Below are 15,909 nucleotides of genomic sequence, written 5' to 3'. Positions count from 1 at the left end.
CCGCTACAACAATGCTTCGTATGGGTGCTCTTCAGCGCGCTGCGCACCATTGCGGCGCGCCGTTGTCGTCGCCAAAGTCCTCTCGCAGGCGCGCCAGGATGCCCAGCAGATGCGCATGCATGGCGTGCCGCGCGCGGATTGGGTCGCGTGCCTGGATGGCGGTCAGGATGCGCTGGTGCTCGGCATGGGCGATCGCCCAGACCTTGGTGTCGACGAAATAATCCTCCATGCGGCTGTACACCGGGCTGGTCTGCGTCAATTCCCACAGATGAGCTACCGAGGCCGCGACCGCGGCGTTGCCGCAAGCCGCGGCGATGGTATTGTGGAATTCGCGGTCGTGGTAGCCGGGCGAATCGCCGAGCGACATGCCCTCATGAGCGTCGCGGATGGCGGCGATCTGGGCGGGCGACCCATGCTGCGCGGCCATGCCGGCGCATTCGGGTTCGATCAGCATGCGCGCTTCCAGCAGGTCGAAGGGGCCGATGCCGTCCTGTCCTGGCGCGGAGTAGCTGGGGGCTGGGGCGGCCACTTCGCGAGCGGCGGTGACGAATACCCCGGTACCCACGCGCACCTCGACATAGCCTTCTATTTCCAGCGCGATCAGGGCCTCGCGGATCGACGCGCGGCTGACTTGCAGCTGTTCGGCTAGTTCTCGTTCAGAAGGCAGGCGTCCGCCGCGAGGGAATTCTCCGGCCCGGATCCGGCCGGCGATCTGGTCGGCGATGACTCGATACAGGCGGGTGACGGCGGCAGCTTGGAAGGTGTTCATCGGCGGGCGAGGCGGGAACTTTGGGCCAAGTGGTCAGGCCACCAAATATAGGCATCCCATCCTTGAATAAGAAGGAGAATTTCGCATTTCAAGGGAAAACGATCACAGGGATTTCACCTCTTTCTTTAGGGTGGTCAGGCCAGTTAGGAACACTACGCGGGATTTACAGTTTCCCGACAAATCCCGAACAGAATCCCCGTTGTCGCGGGCAGGGGCCATCCCATACTCCGTCCCGCCCGATTAAGGGTATGAAGCTGCGCGCCGCGCTGGCAGCAGGGGGGAGATGGAAGTGAAGGAAGTTGCGAAGCGGGCGTTGCGGCCGGAGGGCTGGCGGATCGGCGTGGGTATGGCGGTGTTCGCGCTGGCGTGGCTGACGCTGCTGGACCGGGCGGCCCTGGCGCCTCCCACCGACAACATCGAGCAGCTCACCTGGGTGCGCAGCCTGGAATGGGGCTACTACAAGCATCCGCCGTTGCCGACCTGGCTGTTATGGCCCGCGGTGCAATTGCTGGGCTGGTCGGCATGGACGAGCTACATCGTCGGGGCGCTCTGCACCCTGGGCGCTTTCGCGCTGCTGTGGCGCTGGCTGCGGGTCATGCGCGGCGGCGGGCACGCGCGGGTGGCGTTGCTGGCCGGCCTGTGCATCACCTTCTACAACGGACGCCTGCATTTCTACAACCACGAGATCGTGCTGATCCCGCTGGCGGTGGGCTGTGCCGCCGCGTGCTGGAAGGCCTGGACCACGCGCCGGATCGGGTGGTGGATTGTGCTGGGCGTCTGCTTGGGCCTGGGCGCCTTGTCCAAGTACCAGAGCGCGGTGGCGGGCGCCGCCGTGCTGGCGTTCTGGTTGAGCCAGCGCGGCTGGCGCGACCCCATGCACCGTTTCGGCCTGCAGGTGGCGGCGCTGACGGCGTTGGCGGTCTTTGCCCCCCATCTGTGCTGGCTGGCCTACAACGACTTTGAACCCCTGAATTACGCGATGGCCTCATCGCTGGCGGCGGGCCTGCCTTGGAGCAGCCGCGTGGCGGAGGTGGCGCGATGGTGGAGCGACCAATTGTTGAACCGCGCGATGCCGGCGTGGGTGCTGCTGGGCGCCTTGTGGTGGCTGGTCCGCCGCCGTGGGGGCGCTTGCGCGATGGAGCCGGCGGCGCGGCGGGGCGATGCGGGCCGGGCCATTCTGCTGTCGTTCGGCTTCACCCCTCTGGTCTTCGTCAGCGTGATGACCATCGCCAGCGGTTCTCACGTGCAGCTGCATTGGGGCACCCCCTATCTGCTGTTTGTCGTGCCGGCGGTGATGGAACTGGTGCGCGGCGGCGCGTGGCAGCGCGTGCGGCCGCGCGACGGGGTGCTGGTTTTCGTGTTGGTCCAGGCGCTGCTGATGGCGCGGGTCGAGTTGACCTCGCCGGGCGGGGCTGGGCTGACGCGCAAGGCGTCGGACTGGCGCAACTTCGATTCCCGGGCCCTGGCCGATGCCCTCCATGAACCCGCCAGGGCTGCGCTGGGCGGGCCGGTCAGGCTGATATCGGGGCCGCCCGCCGAGGCAGGCGCGCTGGCGCTGCGCCTGCCGGAGCAGCCTTTGGTGTTGATAGATGGGCAACTCCGCTTCAGTCCCTGGGTGCCGGAGGACATGGCGCAGGTATGCGGCGCATTGGAACTGGAGCTGAAGGCGTCCGGACCGGGTTTCGTCGTGGTCGGACGGGATTTTCCGGGTCTGTACTGGCGCGTGGCGCCACCCTCCGCGCCTTGCGGCATGGCGGCAGGCGCGCCGCGTCCCTAGCGCGGGCTACTGCGCCTCGCCGTCCGGCTCCGGCGTCTGCGTGAAGGCGCGCACCAGGCGCGCGATGCCGTCCAGCTCGTCTTGCGCGCCCACCACCCATTCCGCTTTCTCGAACGGGCTGTCCGAGGGCGTGCTGTCCATGCCAGACTTCAGGTCATTGAGCAGTTCCAGCGCCATGTCGGTGGCCTGGGGGCTGCTGCGGGTCGAGAGGGCGATGGCGATCGCCAGCGCCTGGCGCATGGCAAGCAGGCGGCCGTCCAGTTCATTGTCCATGGTGGTTTCCGTGTTGTGCATCAGCTTTGATAAGGCCGCATTTTACGGGGCGAGACGGCGGGCGCCTTCGAAGATCCGCGGCAGGACGTACGGATTGGTCCGGCGGGAACACGCCAGGGTTTGCGCAAGATCAAGCCGCAGTGGCCGGCACAGGCGAATAATTCCAGGTATGCAAGCCGCCCTACGCCCATTACAGACTGAATCCCGCGAGCCCTCCGCCGCCAGCCCCTTGTTCCCGCCCCAACTGTTGGCGCGACTGGACAAGAACGGGCCCCGCTACACCTCATATCCCACGGCGGACCGGTATCACGGTGGTTTCGGCGAGCAGGATTACCGGCAGGCGCTGCAGCAGCGCCGCGCGGCTGCGCCTGCGGAGCCTTTGTCGCTCTACGTGCACATCCCGTTCTGTGAATCGGTCTGTTATTACTGCGCCTGTAACAAAGTGGTGACCCGCCATCACGACCGCGCCGCCCGCTATCTGGACGCGCTGGCCGCCGAGATCGAGCTGCATGTGCGCGAGCTGGGCGAGGGCGTGCCGGTGTCGCAATTGCATTTCGGCGGCGGCACGCCGACTTTCTTGTCGGACGATGAGTTGTCGCGCCTGATGGCGAACCTGCGGCGCGCGTTCCGCTTCGAACCCGATGCGGAAATCTCGATCGAAGTGGATCCCCGTACCGCCACGCCCGAGCGCCTGGCCCACATGCGCGAGCTGGGCTTTAACCGCCTGAGTTTCGGGGTGCAGGATTTCGATCCGCGAGTGCAGCAGGCGGTGCATCGGGTGCAATCATTCGAGGACGTGCGGGCGCTGATGCAGAGCGCGCGGGCGCTGGGCTATGTCTCGGTCAACATGGACCTCATCTACGGCCTGCCGCTGCAGACCACGGAATCCTTCGCCCGTACCATCGCCCAGGTCATCGCGTTGCGGCCAGACCGCATCGCGCTCTATGCCTACGCCCATTTGCCCGCGCGTTTCAAGCCGCAACGCCGCATCAACGAGGCGGACCTGCCCGACAGGGAAACGCGGGTGGGGCTGCTCAGCGCGGCCATCGACGGTTTTCTGAAGCAGGGCTACGCCTACATCGGCATGGACCATTTTGCGCTGGAAACCGATGCGCTGGCGATTGCCAGGCGGAAGGGGGAATTGCACCGCAATTTCCAGGGATACAGCACGCAGCCCGACCGCGACCTGGTCGCACTGGGCGTGTCGGCGATCGGCCGCATCGGCAATACCTACAGCCAGAACGCCAAGATCCTGGACGAGTACTACGCGGCGATCGAGGCGGGGCGATTTGCCGTCGAAAGAGGGTTGGCGCTGAGCGAGGATGACCTGGTGCGACGCGAGATCATCATGGACATCATGTGCCAGGGCCGCGTGGACTTTGGCCAGGTCGAGGCGCGCCACGGCTTGAGGTTCGCGGACAGTTTTAGCCAGGAACTGTTGCAGATGGCGAATCTGGCCGAGTTGGGCCTGGTCAACCTGCGCCCCGGCGAGCTGCAGGTAACCGGCCTGGGCTGGTACTTCGTGCGTGCCGTCGCCATGGCGTTCGACGGCTACTTGCAGGCGCCAGGCACCGCGGCCAGTTACTCCCGGATCATCTGAGCCGCAGCTTGGCGTGGGGCCCGACGCCGGGCGGCGTTCATTCTGCGAACTTCTCGCGCAGGTAGAGCGCCAGCGACAGATCGTCGGACAGCTGCAACTTGCGCATGGCCCGGCGCTTGTGGGTGCTGATGGTCTTCTTGCTGCGCATCAGCCGCGCCGAGATCTGCGTGACGGACAGGCCCTGGCTGATATGGCGCAGTATTTCCACTTCCGACGTCGTCAAGGCCGAGTGAGGGTGCGTCGGCTGCTGGGGGCGGATCTTGCCGTCCTGCACCGTGAGGAACTCTTCCTTGCCGGCCAGGACGCCGCGGATCATCTCCGGTAGCAGCACCATGCCGCATTCCTTGGCGAAGTAGCCGTTGGCGCCAGCGCGGTAGGCGGCGTACTGGGTCTCCTGGCGGCTGCCGGCCGAGAATGTGATGAGCGCCATCGTCGGGTGGTAGCGGCGCAGGCGCCGCAGGTAGTTGACGCCGTCCCAAGGTTCCAGCGGCAGGTAGAAATCGACGAGGGCGACTTCGCAGGGCGAGTGGGACAGCTTTTCCAGCAAGGAGCGCGCCGAGGTTTCCCGGTGGACCACCCGGAAGCCCGGGCGGCTTTCCAGGTAGGCGCCCACGCCCACGGCCACCACGGGGTGGTCGTCCAGGATGGCTACCTTGATGAGAGGTGGCGGCCGGGACAGGAGCAGGTGCCGGCGTGTACCCGGGCGGTCGCCGGTTTCGGCGGGCTCGGGGTTGAGGTGTGGGGGCGCTTTAAGAGAGAGCGCTGAGACAGTTTTCATCGATGCTCCACATGCAGGATGGGGGAACGCCGGCGGTCGATTGCGCAGGTCGCGGGTAGTCCTGAATTTGCGAGGGCAGATTACGTTTTCGCATGGCCTGCGGGACATGAATCGCGCCAAAATCAGACTGTTGCACCATCGACCTGTTATATATGCGAGAAGCACGCCCGGAACATTCTGGATTTAGGCCGCGACGAAGGACGTGGTTTTGGGTTATGGCGCAGTGGCGCGCACCGCAGGCGCAACCGGTTCGGGCGGTCGGACTCGCTGTGGCGCTTTTGCCACGGAAAGGGTACAAATAGTGATACAATCGTGGACGATAAGCACAGCTTCTGTTGCGCAGTGCATTGTTTGCTGCTTTTGAACCATGCTCGCTGCGGTGAGCGCCAATAGGTCCAGACATCATGTTTTTCCCGCTGGCACGAACTACGACCCGGAACTTTCGCCCTATGTCGCGTTAAGTTTTCGTGCGTCGGGTTTCACCGTGTCAGGTCAGCGGTAGGACTCAGCAAGACAATCCAGGAAACGCGGCTCTCAGGCCGCGTTTTTCGTTTCCGTATTTTGTTTTTTAGTTCCCAGAACCCCCCAGGAAGCACTCCCGATGGTACAGATCACATTGCCCGATGGTTCGCAGCGCCAATATCCGGGGCCGGTAACGGTTGCCGAAGTGGCGCAATCGATCGGTACGGGCCTGGCGAAGGCCGCCTTGGGCGGCCGCGTGACGTTCGAGGGCTCGGACTCCAAGCTGGTCGACACCAGCTTCCGCATCGAGGATGATGCCCGCCTTGCCATCGTGACCGCCAAGGACGCTGACGGCCTGGACCTGATCCGCCACTCCACGGCGCACTTGCTGGCCTACGCCGTCAAGGAGCTGTTTCCGGATGCGCAGGTCACCATCGGTCCCGTGATCGACAACGGCTTCTATTACGACTTCTCGTACAAGCGTCCGTTCACGCCGGAAGACCTGGCCGCCATCGAGAAGAAGATGGCTGAACTCGCCAAGAAGGACGAAGTCGTCACGCGCGAGGAATGGTCGCGCGACGACGCCGTCGAATTCTTCAAGGGCATCGGCGAAAAGTACAAGGCCGAGATCATTGCCTCGATTCCGTCGAATGAGCCGCTCAGCCTGTACCGCGAGGGTGATTTCATCGACCTGTGCCGCGGCCCCCACGTGCCGTCCACGGGCAAACTGAAGGTCTTCAAGCTGATGAAGGTAGCCGGCGCCTATTGGCGCGGCGACAGCAAGAACGAGATGCTCCAGCGTATTTACGGCACGGCCTGGGCGACCAAGGAAGAACAGGAAGCCTACCTGCACATGCTGGAAGAGGCCGAGCGTCGCGACCACCGCAAGATCGGTCGCGAGCTGGACCTGTTCCACTTCCAGGACGAGGCTCCCGGCCTGATCTTCTGGCATCCCAAGGGCTGGGCGCTGTGGCAGCAGGTGGAGCAGTACATGCGCTCCGTCTACCGCGATAACGGCTACCAGGAAGTGAAGGCGCCGCAGATCCTGGACATTTCGCTCTGGAAGAAGACCGGCCATTGGGACAACTACCGTGAAAACATGTTCACGACGGAGTCCGAGAACCGCGTCTATGGCCTGAAGCCGATGAACTGCCCGGGCCACGTGCAGATCTTCAACGCTGGCCTGCATTCCTATCGCGAACTGCCCCTGCGCTACGGCGAATTCGGCCAGTGCCACCGCAACGAGCCCTCGGGTTCGCTGCACGGCATGATGCGTGTGCGCGGCTTCACGCAGGACGATGGCCATATCTTCTGTACCGAGGAACAGCTGCAGGACGAGTGCGCCGACTTCACGGCGCTGCTGCAAAAGGTCTACCGCGATTTCGGCTTCACCGAGGTGCTGTACAAGGTCGCCACGCGTCCTGAAAAGCGTATCGGCTCGGACGAAGTCTGGGATACGGCCGAAGCGGCCCTGATGGAAAGCCTGCGCCGCACCGGCTGCGAATTCGAAGTTTCGCCGGGCGAGGGTGCCTTTTACGGTCCCAAGGTGGAATACACCCTGAAGGACGCCATCGGCCGCCACTGGCAGTGCGGCACGATCCAGGTCGACTTCTCCATGCCCGTGCGCCTGGGCGCCGAGTACGTGGACCAGAATGACCAGCGCCGCCCGCCGGTCATGCTGCACCGCGCGATCCTCGGTTCGCTGGAGCGTTTTATCGGCATGTTGATCGAAAACCACGCCGGCGCGATGCCTCCCTGGCTCGCTCCGGTGCAGGCTGTCGTATGCTGCATTTCCGAACCTTCGGCCGATTATGCGGCTGAAATCACGCAAAGCCTGAAAAAACAAGGCTTTAGAGTAGAGTCCGATTTGCGCGGTGAAAAAATCACTCGTAAAATTCGGGAGCACAGCCTGCAAAAGGTGCCGTACATCCTCGTCGTCGGCGACAAGGAAAAACAAAACGGCACCGTAGCCGTACGCGGACTGGGCGGACTGGACCTCGGGGCCATCGCATACGACGAATTCGTCGCGCGCTTGTCCGAGGACGTGTCCACCCGTCGCGACGTCAACCAACCTGGTAGCAGCGCTGCTTAACATTTCTAGGAGCTTTCAACATCGCCACTGAAAAAGCCAATCGCATCAACGGTGAAATCCGCGTCCCCGAGGTGCGCCTGATAGGTCTGGACGGAGAACAGCTGGGCATCGTCAAGATCGCCGACGCTTTCCGTCTTTCCGAGCAAAGCGACGTGGATCTGGTGGAAATCGCGCCGAACGCCGAGCCGCCGGTCTGCCGTTTGATGGACTACGGCAAATTCAAGTACCAAGAGCAGAAGCGCCAAGCCGAAGCTCGTTCCAAGCAGAAGGTCATCCAGGTCAAGGAAGTCAAATTCCGTCCGGCCACCGACGAGGGCGACTACCAGGTCAAGCTGCGCAATCTGCGCCGCTTCCTCGAAGAAGGCGACAAGGCCAAGGTGACGCTGCGTTTCCGCGGCCGCGAAATGGCCCACCAGGAACTCGGTATGCGGGTGCTTGAACGTGTGCGCGACGATCTGCTGGAACTTGCCCAGGTCGAAGCCATGCCGAAGCTCGAAGGCCGTCAGATGGTCATGGTGCTGGCGCCGAAGAAAAAGGCCGTGCCTGCGGGCAAGCCTGAATCGGCTGCCTGAGCTCCTGCCGTAGCCTCTCCAGGGAGGCTACGCCGCTTTTGCGACCCGCCGCCTGCTATTGCGCCGGCGGGTTCGCTAATTGGGCGGCTCTGCGCTACGATGTCATAAAGCCGCCTTCCCGCGAGGGAAGGCGGCGTCCGTTCAGGGTGTCGCGATGCATGTATTGTTCGTTTTGGATCCCTTGCCGCTGCTCAAAGCGTACAAGGACAGCTCTGTCGCCATGATGCGCGCCCTGGTGGCGCGCGGCCATACGCTCAGCGTGGCCATGCAGGGCGATCTCTATATAGAGGCGGGCACGGTCAAGACCGCGTCTACCCCTATCGAACTGGTCGCGGACGCCGATCTGCACGGCCACGACTGGTGGCGCGAGTCCGCCGCCCAGGATCTGCCGCTGGCGGAATTCGGCGCGGTGGTCATGCGCAAGGACCCGCCGTTCGATATGGAATACGTGTATTCCACGCATCTGCTCGAATACGCCGAGGCGCAGGGCGCCCGCGTGTTCAACACCGGCGCGTCGATCCGCAACCACCCCGAAAAGCTGGCCATTACCGAAATCAGCGAGTTCACGGCGCCCACGCTGGTGACCCGCAGCATGGCCCGCCTGAAGGCGTTCCACGACGAGCATCACGATGTCATCGTCAAGCCGCTGGACGGCATGGGCGGCACCGGTGTATTCCGGCTGCAGCCCAAGGATCCCAATCTCAATGCCATCCTGGAAACGCTGACGGACAATGGCGCGCGCACCATCATGGCGCAGCGCTACATTCCCGATATCGTCAAGGGCGACAAGCGCATCCTGCTGATCGGCGGCGTGCCGGTGCCGTATTCCCTGGCTCGTATTCCGTTGGCCGGCGAAACCCGCGGCAACCTGGCGGCCGGCGGCCGCGGCGTGGCCCAGGAGCTCTCCCCGCGCGACCGCGAGATCGCCGAGGCCGTGGCTCCCAAGCTGGCCGCCCGCGGCCTGCTGCTGGTCGGCCTGGACGTCATTGGCGATTACGTCACTGAAGTCAACGTCACCAGCCCCACCTGTTTCGTGGAAATCGCGGAGCAAACCGGTTTCGATGTCGCGGGCATGTTCGTCCAGGCGCTGGAAAAGGCCGTGGCGACCCCTGTCGCGGCAGCTTGACCTGCCGGGACTCCTACCATGACCACAGGTATTGTCATCGTCGTGCACGCGCCCCTGGGCGCGGCGATACGCGATTGCGCCAGCCACGTCATGGGCAACCTGGACGGCATGCTGGCCATACACGACATCCAGCCTGAAGACCGCCCGGACGATCTGGCGCCGGAAGTCCTCAAGGACATCCTGGAGCAGGAACACGGCGCGGGCGTGCTGGTGCTGACCGACCTGATCGGCGCCACGCCTGCCAACATTGCCAAGCGAGCCGTCTCCGACGCGCAGGCGCAGGGCATCCAATGCTGCGTGCTGGCCGGCTTGAACACTCCGATGCTGCTGCGGGCCCTGACCTATCGCAATCTGCCCCTGGCTGAAACCCGCGAGAAGGCGCTGGCCGGGGGGCTTCAGGGTGTCTTGCGTGTAGACTGACGGGCGGAAGTTTGCCCTATTATGTCGGCTATCGATTCTGGCCGAAGGGCGGTTCGACGTTTTGCTGCGATCAACACTGCGGCGTCATGCCGCAGCCACCATATTTCCTATGCCTAATACAGACATCGTCATCAGCAATAAACTGGGCTTGCACGCCCGGGCGGCTGCCAAGCTGACGCAGCTGGCCAGCAAGTTTTCCAGCGAGATCTTCATTTCGCGCGGCGCGCAGCGCGTGAACGCCAAGAGCATCATGGGCGTCATGATGTTGGCGGCCGGGCTGGGCGTGACGGTAAAGCTGGAGGCCTCTGGCAACGACGCCGAGCAGGCTCTTTCTGAAATTGAATCACTGTTCGACAGCAAATTCGGTGAGCAGGAATAGAATTTCTTCCGCATCCGCCGGCCTGAGCGTTGCCCAGGCCGGCTCGTCTACGACCCTCAATGACGCGCCCAACGGGGCTGGCTTTGCCAGCCCCGTTGTGTGTCTGTACGGCAAAGGCGTGGCCAAGGGATATGCCATCGGCCGCGCGGTCGTCATGGGCGCGGCGGCGCTGGAAGTCGCGCACTACCGCATCTCGCCCGAGGACGTGCCTGCCGAAAGCAGCCGGCTCACCGATGCCCTGGCTTCGGCGCAGCAGGAACTGTTGCAGCTCGCCGACACCTTGCCGGCCGATGCGCCGCGCGAGCTCGGCGCCATGCTCAATGTGCACAGCCTGCTGCTGGGCGATCCCTTGCTCGCCGAGCAGACGCTGGCGCTGATCGCCGAACGTCACTACAACGCCGAATGGGCGTTGACGACGCAGGGGCAGATTCTGGGCCAGCAGTTCGACGCCATGGAAGACGAGTACCTGCGCGAGCGCGGGGCCGACGTGCGCCAGGTCATCGAACGGGTGCTGCATGTGCTGGCCGGCACTTCGGCCATCCTGCCCGACATGTCCCACATGGGCGGTGACGAAGCGCTGGTGGTCGTGGCTCACGATATTTCGCCCGCCGACATGCTGCGTCTGCGTGGCGGCCGGTTCGCCGCCTTCGTGACGGACCTGGGCGGGCCCACTTCGCATACCGCCATCGTGGCGCGCAGCATGGCCGTGCCTGCCGTGGTGGCCATGGGCAATGTGCGCGAGCTGGTCCGCGATGGCGACATGCTGATCATCGACGGCGCGGCCGGCGCGGTGATCGTCAACCCGTCCAACCGCATCCTCGAGGAATACCGGCGCCGCCAATCGGCCTATGCCGACGAGCGCGCCGAGCTGAGCCTGCTGCGCGACGAGCCTTCGGTCACGCTGGACGGCATCGACGTGGTGCTGCACGCCAACATCGAACTGCCGGAGGAGGCCGCGCTGGCATTGGCGTCCGGTGCGCATGGCATCGGCTTGTTCCGCAGCGAATTCCTCTTCATGGGGCGTCCGGACCTGCCGGGCGAAGAAGAGCAGTACGAAGCCTACTCCTCGGTGGTCAAGGTGATGGCCGGCCGGCCCGTCACCATCCGCACGCTGGACATAGGCTCGGACAAGACGCTGGACGGCGAGGCCACCGTGGCTACCAATCCCGCGCTGGGGCAGCGCGCCATCCGCTACTGCCTGGCGCGCCCGGAGATGTTCGCGACGCAGCTGCGCGCCATCTTGCGGGCTTCGGCCCACGGGCCGGTGCGCTTGCTGATTCCGATGATCGCCCATATGCACGAGGTGGTGGCGACCAAGGCAGCCATCGAATCCGCGCGCCGCGAGCTCGATGCGCGCGGCCAGGCCTACGCGCCCCAAATGGAAGTGGGCGCGATGGTCGAGGTGCCCGCCATCGCCATTGCCATCGAACCCTTCGCGCAGGCGCTGGATTTCCTGTCCATCGGCACTAACGACCTGATCCAGTACACGCTGGCGATCGATCGCGGCGACCACGACGTGGCGTCCCTGTACGATCCGCTGCATCCGGCGGTGCTGCGCCTGGTCGCGCACACCATCAACGCGGGCGAGCGGGCCGGCAAGCCCGTCGCGGTCTGCGGCGAGATGGCGGGAGATTCGCGCATGACCCGGCTGTTGCTGGGCCTGGGCCTGACCGAATTCTCCATGCATCCGCAGCAACTGCTGGACGTCAAGCGCGAGGTCCGGCGCGCGCACTCCAACGCCTTGCGCGTGAAAGTGGCCAGCGCCCTGAACCGTGCCTTGCCGGTGGATTTGGATACGCTGGACCTGGCCTGAGGCGGTTCGCCGTTGCATGGAAAAAGGCGCCGGGGCGGAATGCCCCGGCGCCTTTTTTTGGGTCCATGCCCGCCTCTGTCGCGCGGCGGGCTGGGAGCTGCGGGCCTAGCTGTGGTAGGCCGATTCGCCGTGGCTGGTGACGTCCAGGCCTTCGCGCTCCTGGTCTTCCGGTACGCGCATGCCGCACAGGGCGTTGGCGATCTTGTAGGCGATCCACGCCACCACGCCGGACCAGACGATGGTCAGCAGCACGCCTTCCAGCTGGACCCACAGTTGGTGGCCAATCATGCTGGGCTCGGCCAGGCCAGGACCGCCAAGGATCTGCGCATTGAACACGCCAGTCAGCAGGGCGCCGACGATGCCGCCCACGCCGTGCACGCCGAACACGTCCAGCGCGTCGTCGGCGCGCAGCAGGCGCTTCAGGCCGTTCACGCCCCAGACGCAGACGATGCCGGCGATGACACCGATGACCAGCGCGCCCACCGGGCCGACCAGGCCGGCGGCCGGGGTGATGCCGACCAGGCCGGCGACGGCGCCTGAAGCGGCGCCCAGCATAGAGGGCTTGCCCTTGACAGCCCATTCGGTGAACAGCCAGGACAGCACGGCGCCCGCGGTCGCAATCATCGTATTGAAGAAGGCCAGCGTGGCGTTTTCATTGGCGGCCAGCGCCGAACCGGCGTTGAACCCGAACCAGCCCACCCACAGCAGCGCCGCGCCCACGAAGGTCATCGGCAGGTTGTGCGGCTGCATGGCTTCGCGGCCATAGCCCACGCGCTTGCCCACCACATAGGCGCCCACCAGGCCGGCCACGCCGGCGTTGATGTGCACCACGGTGCCGCCGGCGAAGTCCAGTGCGCCCTTGGCGTTGAGCAGGCCCGGCGCCGTTTCGGACGCGAACCAGACCATGTGGGCGATCGGCACATAGGCAAACGTGAACCAGATCACCGTAAATACCAGCACTGCCGAGAAACGGGCGCGCTCGGCGAAGCTGCCAACGATCAGCGCGCAGGTGATACCGGCGAACGTGGCCTGGAACGAGGCGAACAGCAGTTCGGTCAGCGAGTTCGACATGGCGTACTTGCCGTCGGACGGAGTGAACATGCCGGAGAAGAAGGCGCGCGAAAGGCCGCCGAAGAAGGCGTTGCCCTCGGTGAATGCGAGGGAGTATCCGTAGATGAACCAGAGCACCAGGCCCAGCACGAACGTGCACAGCACTTGCAGCAACACGGACAGCACGTTCTTGCTGCGCACCAGGCCGCCATAGAACATCGCCAGACCAGGTACGGCCATCATCAATACAAGCAGGGTAGAGACGAGCAACCAGGAGATATCCGCTTTATCCATTTTCAGGCTCCATTGAGTCTTTATTTATTTACAGCGCAGCTTCGCCGGCTTCACCCGTCCTGATGCGGATCACTTGTTCCAGCGGCGCGGCGAAGATCTTGCCGTCGCCGATCTTGCCGGTGCGGGCGGCCTGTTCGATCGCTTCAATGACCTGATCGACCAAGTGGTCGGGCACGGCGGCCTCGACGCGCAGCTTGGGCAGGAAATCAACGGCGTACTCGGCGCCGCGATACAGCTCGGTATGGCCTTTCTGGCGGCCAAATCCCTTTACTTCGGTGACAGTCAGGCCCTGGACGCCGATCCCGGATAGAGCCACCCGCACTTCGTCGAGCTTGAAGGGCTTGATGATGGCGATGATGAGTTTCATGGCATTTCCTCTCATGGTTGCACGTTGGCTTCATCCATCAAGCAAATTCCATGCCATGTCGGGCACAGCCCAGTCGGGGGCGGCGGCAGCGTTCAAGTTGCGCCTGAATGCACCAATCCGGTGCTTCATGCACTGGCGGCCGGCTTCAAGTTGGTGCGGAACGCCAGCCTTTGGGGCAAGCAACCAAATATGTTTTCAGCCTGATATTTGTAGCAGATTGATTCTCCGTTTATTGCGTTTTATGTTGGCATATAAGCGATTTCGTCTGGTCCTCAATGAGCCGGATGCACCCCGCCGAGCCATGCGAGACGGGCCTCTGGCTCAAATTGGCAGGTGCATGCGGTGACTCAGGGAGATGCTGGAACCGGCGTAATGGACGCAGGTTCGTGATACGAGGGTTTACACCCGCCAGCTTGTTGTCGAGGGGCTGCTGCAGAAGAATCAATATCAGTTCAAACCTGTCCCCAAACAGACGGGCCGCAGGCGGAGTTCGGGCGTTCAAGAACTCCCAAAAGAAGGCAGGAACGGGAAGGGGTAGTCATGAAGATCCACCGCAAGGCTTTCTGCACTCTGGTCCTGGCCGCATCGCTTGCCGCGCTGGCCGGCTGCAACAAGGAAGAAAAGGCCGCCACGCCGGCCGCTTCCGCTCCTGCGCCTGCTGCTACGACTCCTGCGGCGCCGCCTCCACCCGCGACCTCGCCGTCCACGGCTGCCCCGGCGGCAGGCGCTGCGGCGTCCATTCCGGCCGAGTGCGAGGTCTACATCGCCAAGGTCAATGCCTGCATGGACAAACTGGGCAGCGGCAATCCGGCTGCCGCCGCGATCAAGGAACAGCTTGACGCGGCCAGGGCGCAATGGGGAGCGGTCAGCGACAAGACGCAGTTGGCGACGCAATGCAAGCAGTCGTCGGATACGTTCACGCAGTCGGCAAGCCAGATGGGTTGCCCGTAACGATGTTGGTAGGGGGTTGCCGCCATGGCAGCCCGGTTTTCTCCTGTGCTTTGAAGGGCGGTCACCGCATGCGGCCCGCCCTCTTTTTTTGCCTGGAGGCGACCCTTTTTTCGCCCTTGGGCCCGGAAATGGCAGTTCGACGCACTACACTCGAGGCATCAAGAACACAGTGAGGCCGTCATGAATAATCGCACCCAGTGGATGGAAGACATCCAGAAGAACATCTCCGACCTGATCGCCCGCAGTCCGGCCGCGGACGTGGAGCGCAACGTCCGCGCGATGATGACGCAGGCGTTTTCCAAACTGGATCTCGTCACGCGCGAGGAATTCGACGTCCAATCCGATCTGCTGGCGCGCACCCGCGCCCGGGTGGATCAACTGGCCGCGCAGGTGCAGCAGCTGGAGTCGCGCTTGTCCGCATTGGAGAAGTAAGCCTGCGCCGGCCGCGCCGCGGCCGGCATGGACTTTTCCTTCAAACGGTCGCGAAGCTGCGGCCGTTTTCATTTTGGGCGCGGACTTGCGGTGGCTCGGCGGGATGCTTTTGTCACGGCCGCCACCGCGACGGCCTCGCGTTTGCGGATACTGGTGGGTCCTGCCTTTTCTCGGAGACCGCCTTGACCCTAGCCGTTCTTGCCAGCCGGGCCTTGTGTGGCCTGGACGCCCACGCGGTGCGTGTGGAAACGCATCTGGGTCCGGGCCTGCCCAGCTTCAATGTGGTTGGCCTGCCGGACACCGAGGTGCGCGAAAGCCGCGAACGCGTGCGCGCGGCCATCCTGAACAGCGGCTTCGAGTTTCCGGCCGGCCGGATCACCGTCAATCTTTCGCCCGCCGACATCCCCAAGGAGTCAGGCCGTTTCGATCTGCCCATCGCCCTGGGCCTGTTGCTGGCATCCGGCCAGTTGGCCGCGCCGGTCGACGCCCGCGATGCGGAATCGCCGGTCCAGGATCCGGCCCTGGCTGACCTGGTGCTGGCCGGAGAATTGTCCCTGACCGGCGCGCTGGTTCCTGTCGCGGCGCCGCTGGTCATTGCGCTGAGCGTTGCCCGGGAGGCGCTCGGCGCCACGCTCATCCTGCCTGCCGGCAGCGCCGAGGAAGCAGCCTGGGTGCCAGGCTTGCGGGTGCTGTCGGCACGTACGCTGGCCGACGTGGCGGCGCACGCGACGGGCGCCTGCCTGCTGCCCGATGC

At 64.4% G+C, this 15,909-nt stretch carries 16 protein-coding genes; 11 read left to right on the top strand and 5 right to left on the bottom strand.

Going from position 1 to position 15,909, the window contains the following annotated elements; genetic code table 11:
- Window positions 1–31: 31 nt before the first annotated feature.
- Entirely contained in the window at window positions 32–769 is a 738-nt protein-coding gene (locus WBB14_RS06470) for a FadR/GntR family transcriptional regulator (protein ID WP_424239098.1), read from the bottom strand.
- 289 nt (window positions 770–1,058) lie between these two features.
- On the opposite strand from WBB14_RS06470, the gene WBB14_RS06465 reads away from it, so the two are divergent.
- A complete protein-coding gene (locus tag WBB14_RS06465; RefSeq protein ID WP_424239097.1) occupies window positions 1,059–2,546 on the top strand; it encodes an ArnT family glycosyltransferase in 1,488 nt (495 codons plus the stop codon).
- Between the two features lie 6 nt (window positions 2,547–2,552).
- Here the strand turns inward: WBB14_RS06465 and WBB14_RS06460 are convergent, their stop codons facing one another.
- Window positions 2,553–2,819 carry a hypothetical protein gene (locus WBB14_RS06460; protein ID WP_424239096.1) on the bottom strand — a complete coding sequence of 89 codons (267 nt, stop codon included), beginning with the start codon at window positions 2,817–2,819 and terminating at the stop codon, window positions 2,553–2,555.
- A gap of 169 nt (window positions 2,820–2,988) precedes the next feature.
- Between WBB14_RS06460 and hemN the strand changes: the two genes are divergently transcribed.
- Entirely contained in the window at window positions 2,989–4,419 is a 1,431-nt protein-coding gene (gene hemN / locus WBB14_RS06455; RefSeq protein WP_424239095.1) for an oxygen-independent coproporphyrinogen III oxidase, read from the top strand.
- 37 nt (window positions 4,420–4,456) lie between these two features.
- On the opposite strand, the gene WBB14_RS06450 is transcribed toward hemN, so the two are convergent.
- On the bottom strand, window positions 4,457–5,197 hold the full coding sequence (locus WBB14_RS06450; protein ID WP_424239094.1) for a response regulator: 741 nt from the start codon (window positions 5,195–5,197) through the stop codon (window positions 4,457–4,459).
- Between the two features lie 601 nt (window positions 5,198–5,798).
- On the opposite strand from WBB14_RS06450, the gene thrS reads away from it, so the two are divergent.
- From thrS to ptsP, 6 genes are all read left to right on the top strand, one after another.
- Window positions 5,799–7,751: a threonine--tRNA ligase gene (gene thrS / locus WBB14_RS06445; protein ID WP_424239093.1), complete on the top strand. Its 1,953-nt coding sequence runs from the start codon at window positions 5,799–5,801 to the stop codon at window positions 7,749–7,751.
- A gap of 20 nt (window positions 7,752–7,771) precedes the next feature.
- Window positions 7,772–8,323, top strand: a complete 552-nt coding sequence (infC, locus tag WBB14_RS06440; RefSeq protein WP_080551054.1) for a translation initiation factor IF-3 — start codon at window positions 7,772–7,774, stop codon at window positions 8,321–8,323.
- 154 nt (window positions 8,324–8,477) lie between these two features.
- Entirely contained in the window at window positions 8,478–9,449 is a 972-nt protein-coding gene (gshB, locus tag WBB14_RS06435) for a glutathione synthase (protein WP_424239092.1), read from the top strand.
- Between the two features lie 18 nt (window positions 9,450–9,467).
- The gene (locus tag WBB14_RS06430; protein WP_013392912.1) at window positions 9,468–9,869 is read left to right on the top strand and encodes a PTS sugar transporter subunit IIA; all 402 of its coding nucleotides are present in this window, start codon (window positions 9,468–9,470) and stop codon (window positions 9,867–9,869) included.
- Window positions 9,870–9,978: 109 nt separating this feature from the next.
- The gene (locus tag WBB14_RS06425) at window positions 9,979–10,248 is read left to right on the top strand and encodes an HPr family phosphocarrier protein (RefSeq protein ID WP_042792966.1); all 270 of its coding nucleotides are present in this window, start codon (window positions 9,979–9,981) and stop codon (window positions 10,246–10,248) included.
- A 103-nt stretch (window positions 10,249–10,351) separates the two neighbouring features.
- Window positions 10,352–12,061: a phosphoenolpyruvate--protein phosphotransferase gene (gene ptsP, locus WBB14_RS06420; RefSeq protein WP_424239124.1), complete on the top strand. Its 1,710-nt coding sequence runs from the start codon at window positions 10,352–10,354 to the stop codon at window positions 12,059–12,061.
- Window positions 12,062–12,166: 105 nt separating this feature from the next.
- On the opposite strand, the gene amt is transcribed toward ptsP, so the two are convergent.
- Both amt and WBB14_RS06410 read right to left on the bottom strand, forming a co-directional pair.
- The gene (amt, locus tag WBB14_RS06415) at window positions 12,167–13,405 is read right to left on the bottom strand and encodes an ammonium transporter (protein WP_424239091.1); all 1,239 of its coding nucleotides are present in this window, start codon (window positions 13,403–13,405) and stop codon (window positions 12,167–12,169) included.
- Between the two features lie 28 nt (window positions 13,406–13,433).
- Complete coding sequence (locus WBB14_RS06410) at window positions 13,434–13,772, bottom strand: P-II family nitrogen regulator (protein WP_006218735.1); 339 nt, start codon at window positions 13,770–13,772, stop codon at window positions 13,434–13,436.
- A gap of 540 nt (window positions 13,773–14,312) precedes the next feature.
- On the opposite strand from WBB14_RS06410, the gene WBB14_RS06405 reads away from it, so the two are divergent.
- The 3 genes from WBB14_RS06405 to WBB14_RS06395 all read left to right on the top strand — a co-directional run.
- The gene (locus WBB14_RS06405) at window positions 14,313–14,723 is read left to right on the top strand and encodes a DUF5339 family protein (RefSeq protein WP_424239090.1); all 411 of its coding nucleotides are present in this window, start codon (window positions 14,313–14,315) and stop codon (window positions 14,721–14,723) included.
- 180 nt (window positions 14,724–14,903) lie between these two features.
- Complete coding sequence (locus WBB14_RS06400; RefSeq protein ID WP_424239089.1) at window positions 14,904–15,155, top strand: accessory factor UbiK family protein; 252 nt, start codon at window positions 14,904–14,906, stop codon at window positions 15,153–15,155.
- Window positions 15,156–15,337: 182 nt separating this feature from the next.
- Window positions 15,338–15,909, top strand: a 572-nt coding sequence (locus WBB14_RS06395) for a magnesium chelatase domain-containing protein (protein ID WP_424239088.1), incomplete at its 3' end; no start/stop codon positions are given.

Source organism: Achromobacter sp., from assembly GCF_049647645.1.
GTDB lineage: Bacteria > Pseudomonadota > Gammaproteobacteria > Burkholderiales > Burkholderiaceae_B > Achromobacter.
The sequence above is the reverse complement of the archived record's forward strand: the minus strand, read 5'-3'. Positions and strand labels throughout refer to the sequence as shown.

Coding starts and splice junctions, on each gene's coding strand:
- WBB14_RS06425 (WP_042792966.1), top strand. CDS start 9,979: ATGCCTAATACAGACATCGTCATCAGCAATAAACTGGGCTTGCACGCC.
- hemN (WP_424239095.1), top strand. CDS start 2,989: ATGCAAGCCGCCCTACGCCCATTACAGACTGAATCCCGCGAGCCCTCC.
- amt (WP_424239091.1), bottom strand. CDS start 13,405: ATGGATAAAGCGGATATCTCCTGGTTGCTCGTCTCTACCCTGCTTGTA.
- WBB14_RS06460 (WP_424239096.1), bottom strand. CDS start 2,819: ATGGACAATGAACTGGACGGCCGCCTGCTTGCCATGCGCCAGGCGCTG.
- WBB14_RS06450 (WP_424239094.1), bottom strand. CDS start 5,197: ATGAAAACTGTCTCAGCGCTCTCTCTTAAAGCGCCCCCACACCTCAAC.
- thrS (WP_424239093.1), top strand. CDS start 5,799: ATGGTACAGATCACATTGCCCGATGGTTCGCAGCGCCAATATCCGGGG.
- gshB (WP_424239092.1), top strand. CDS start 8,478: ATGCATGTATTGTTCGTTTTGGATCCCTTGCCGCTGCTCAAAGCGTAC.
- WBB14_RS06470 (WP_424239098.1), bottom strand. CDS start 769: ATGAACACCTTCCAAGCTGCCGCCGTCACCCGCCTGTATCGAGTCATC.
- WBB14_RS06430 (WP_013392912.1), top strand. CDS start 9,468: ATGACCACAGGTATTGTCATCGTCGTGCACGCGCCCCTGGGCGCGGCG.
- WBB14_RS06405 (WP_424239090.1), top strand. CDS start 14,313: ATGAAGATCCACCGCAAGGCTTTCTGCACTCTGGTCCTGGCCGCATCG.
- WBB14_RS06410 (WP_006218735.1), bottom strand. CDS start 13,772: ATGAAACTCATCATCGCCATCATCAAGCCCTTCAAGCTCGACGAAGTG.
- WBB14_RS06400 (WP_424239089.1), top strand. CDS start 14,904: ATGAATAATCGCACCCAGTGGATGGAAGACATCCAGAAGAACATCTCC.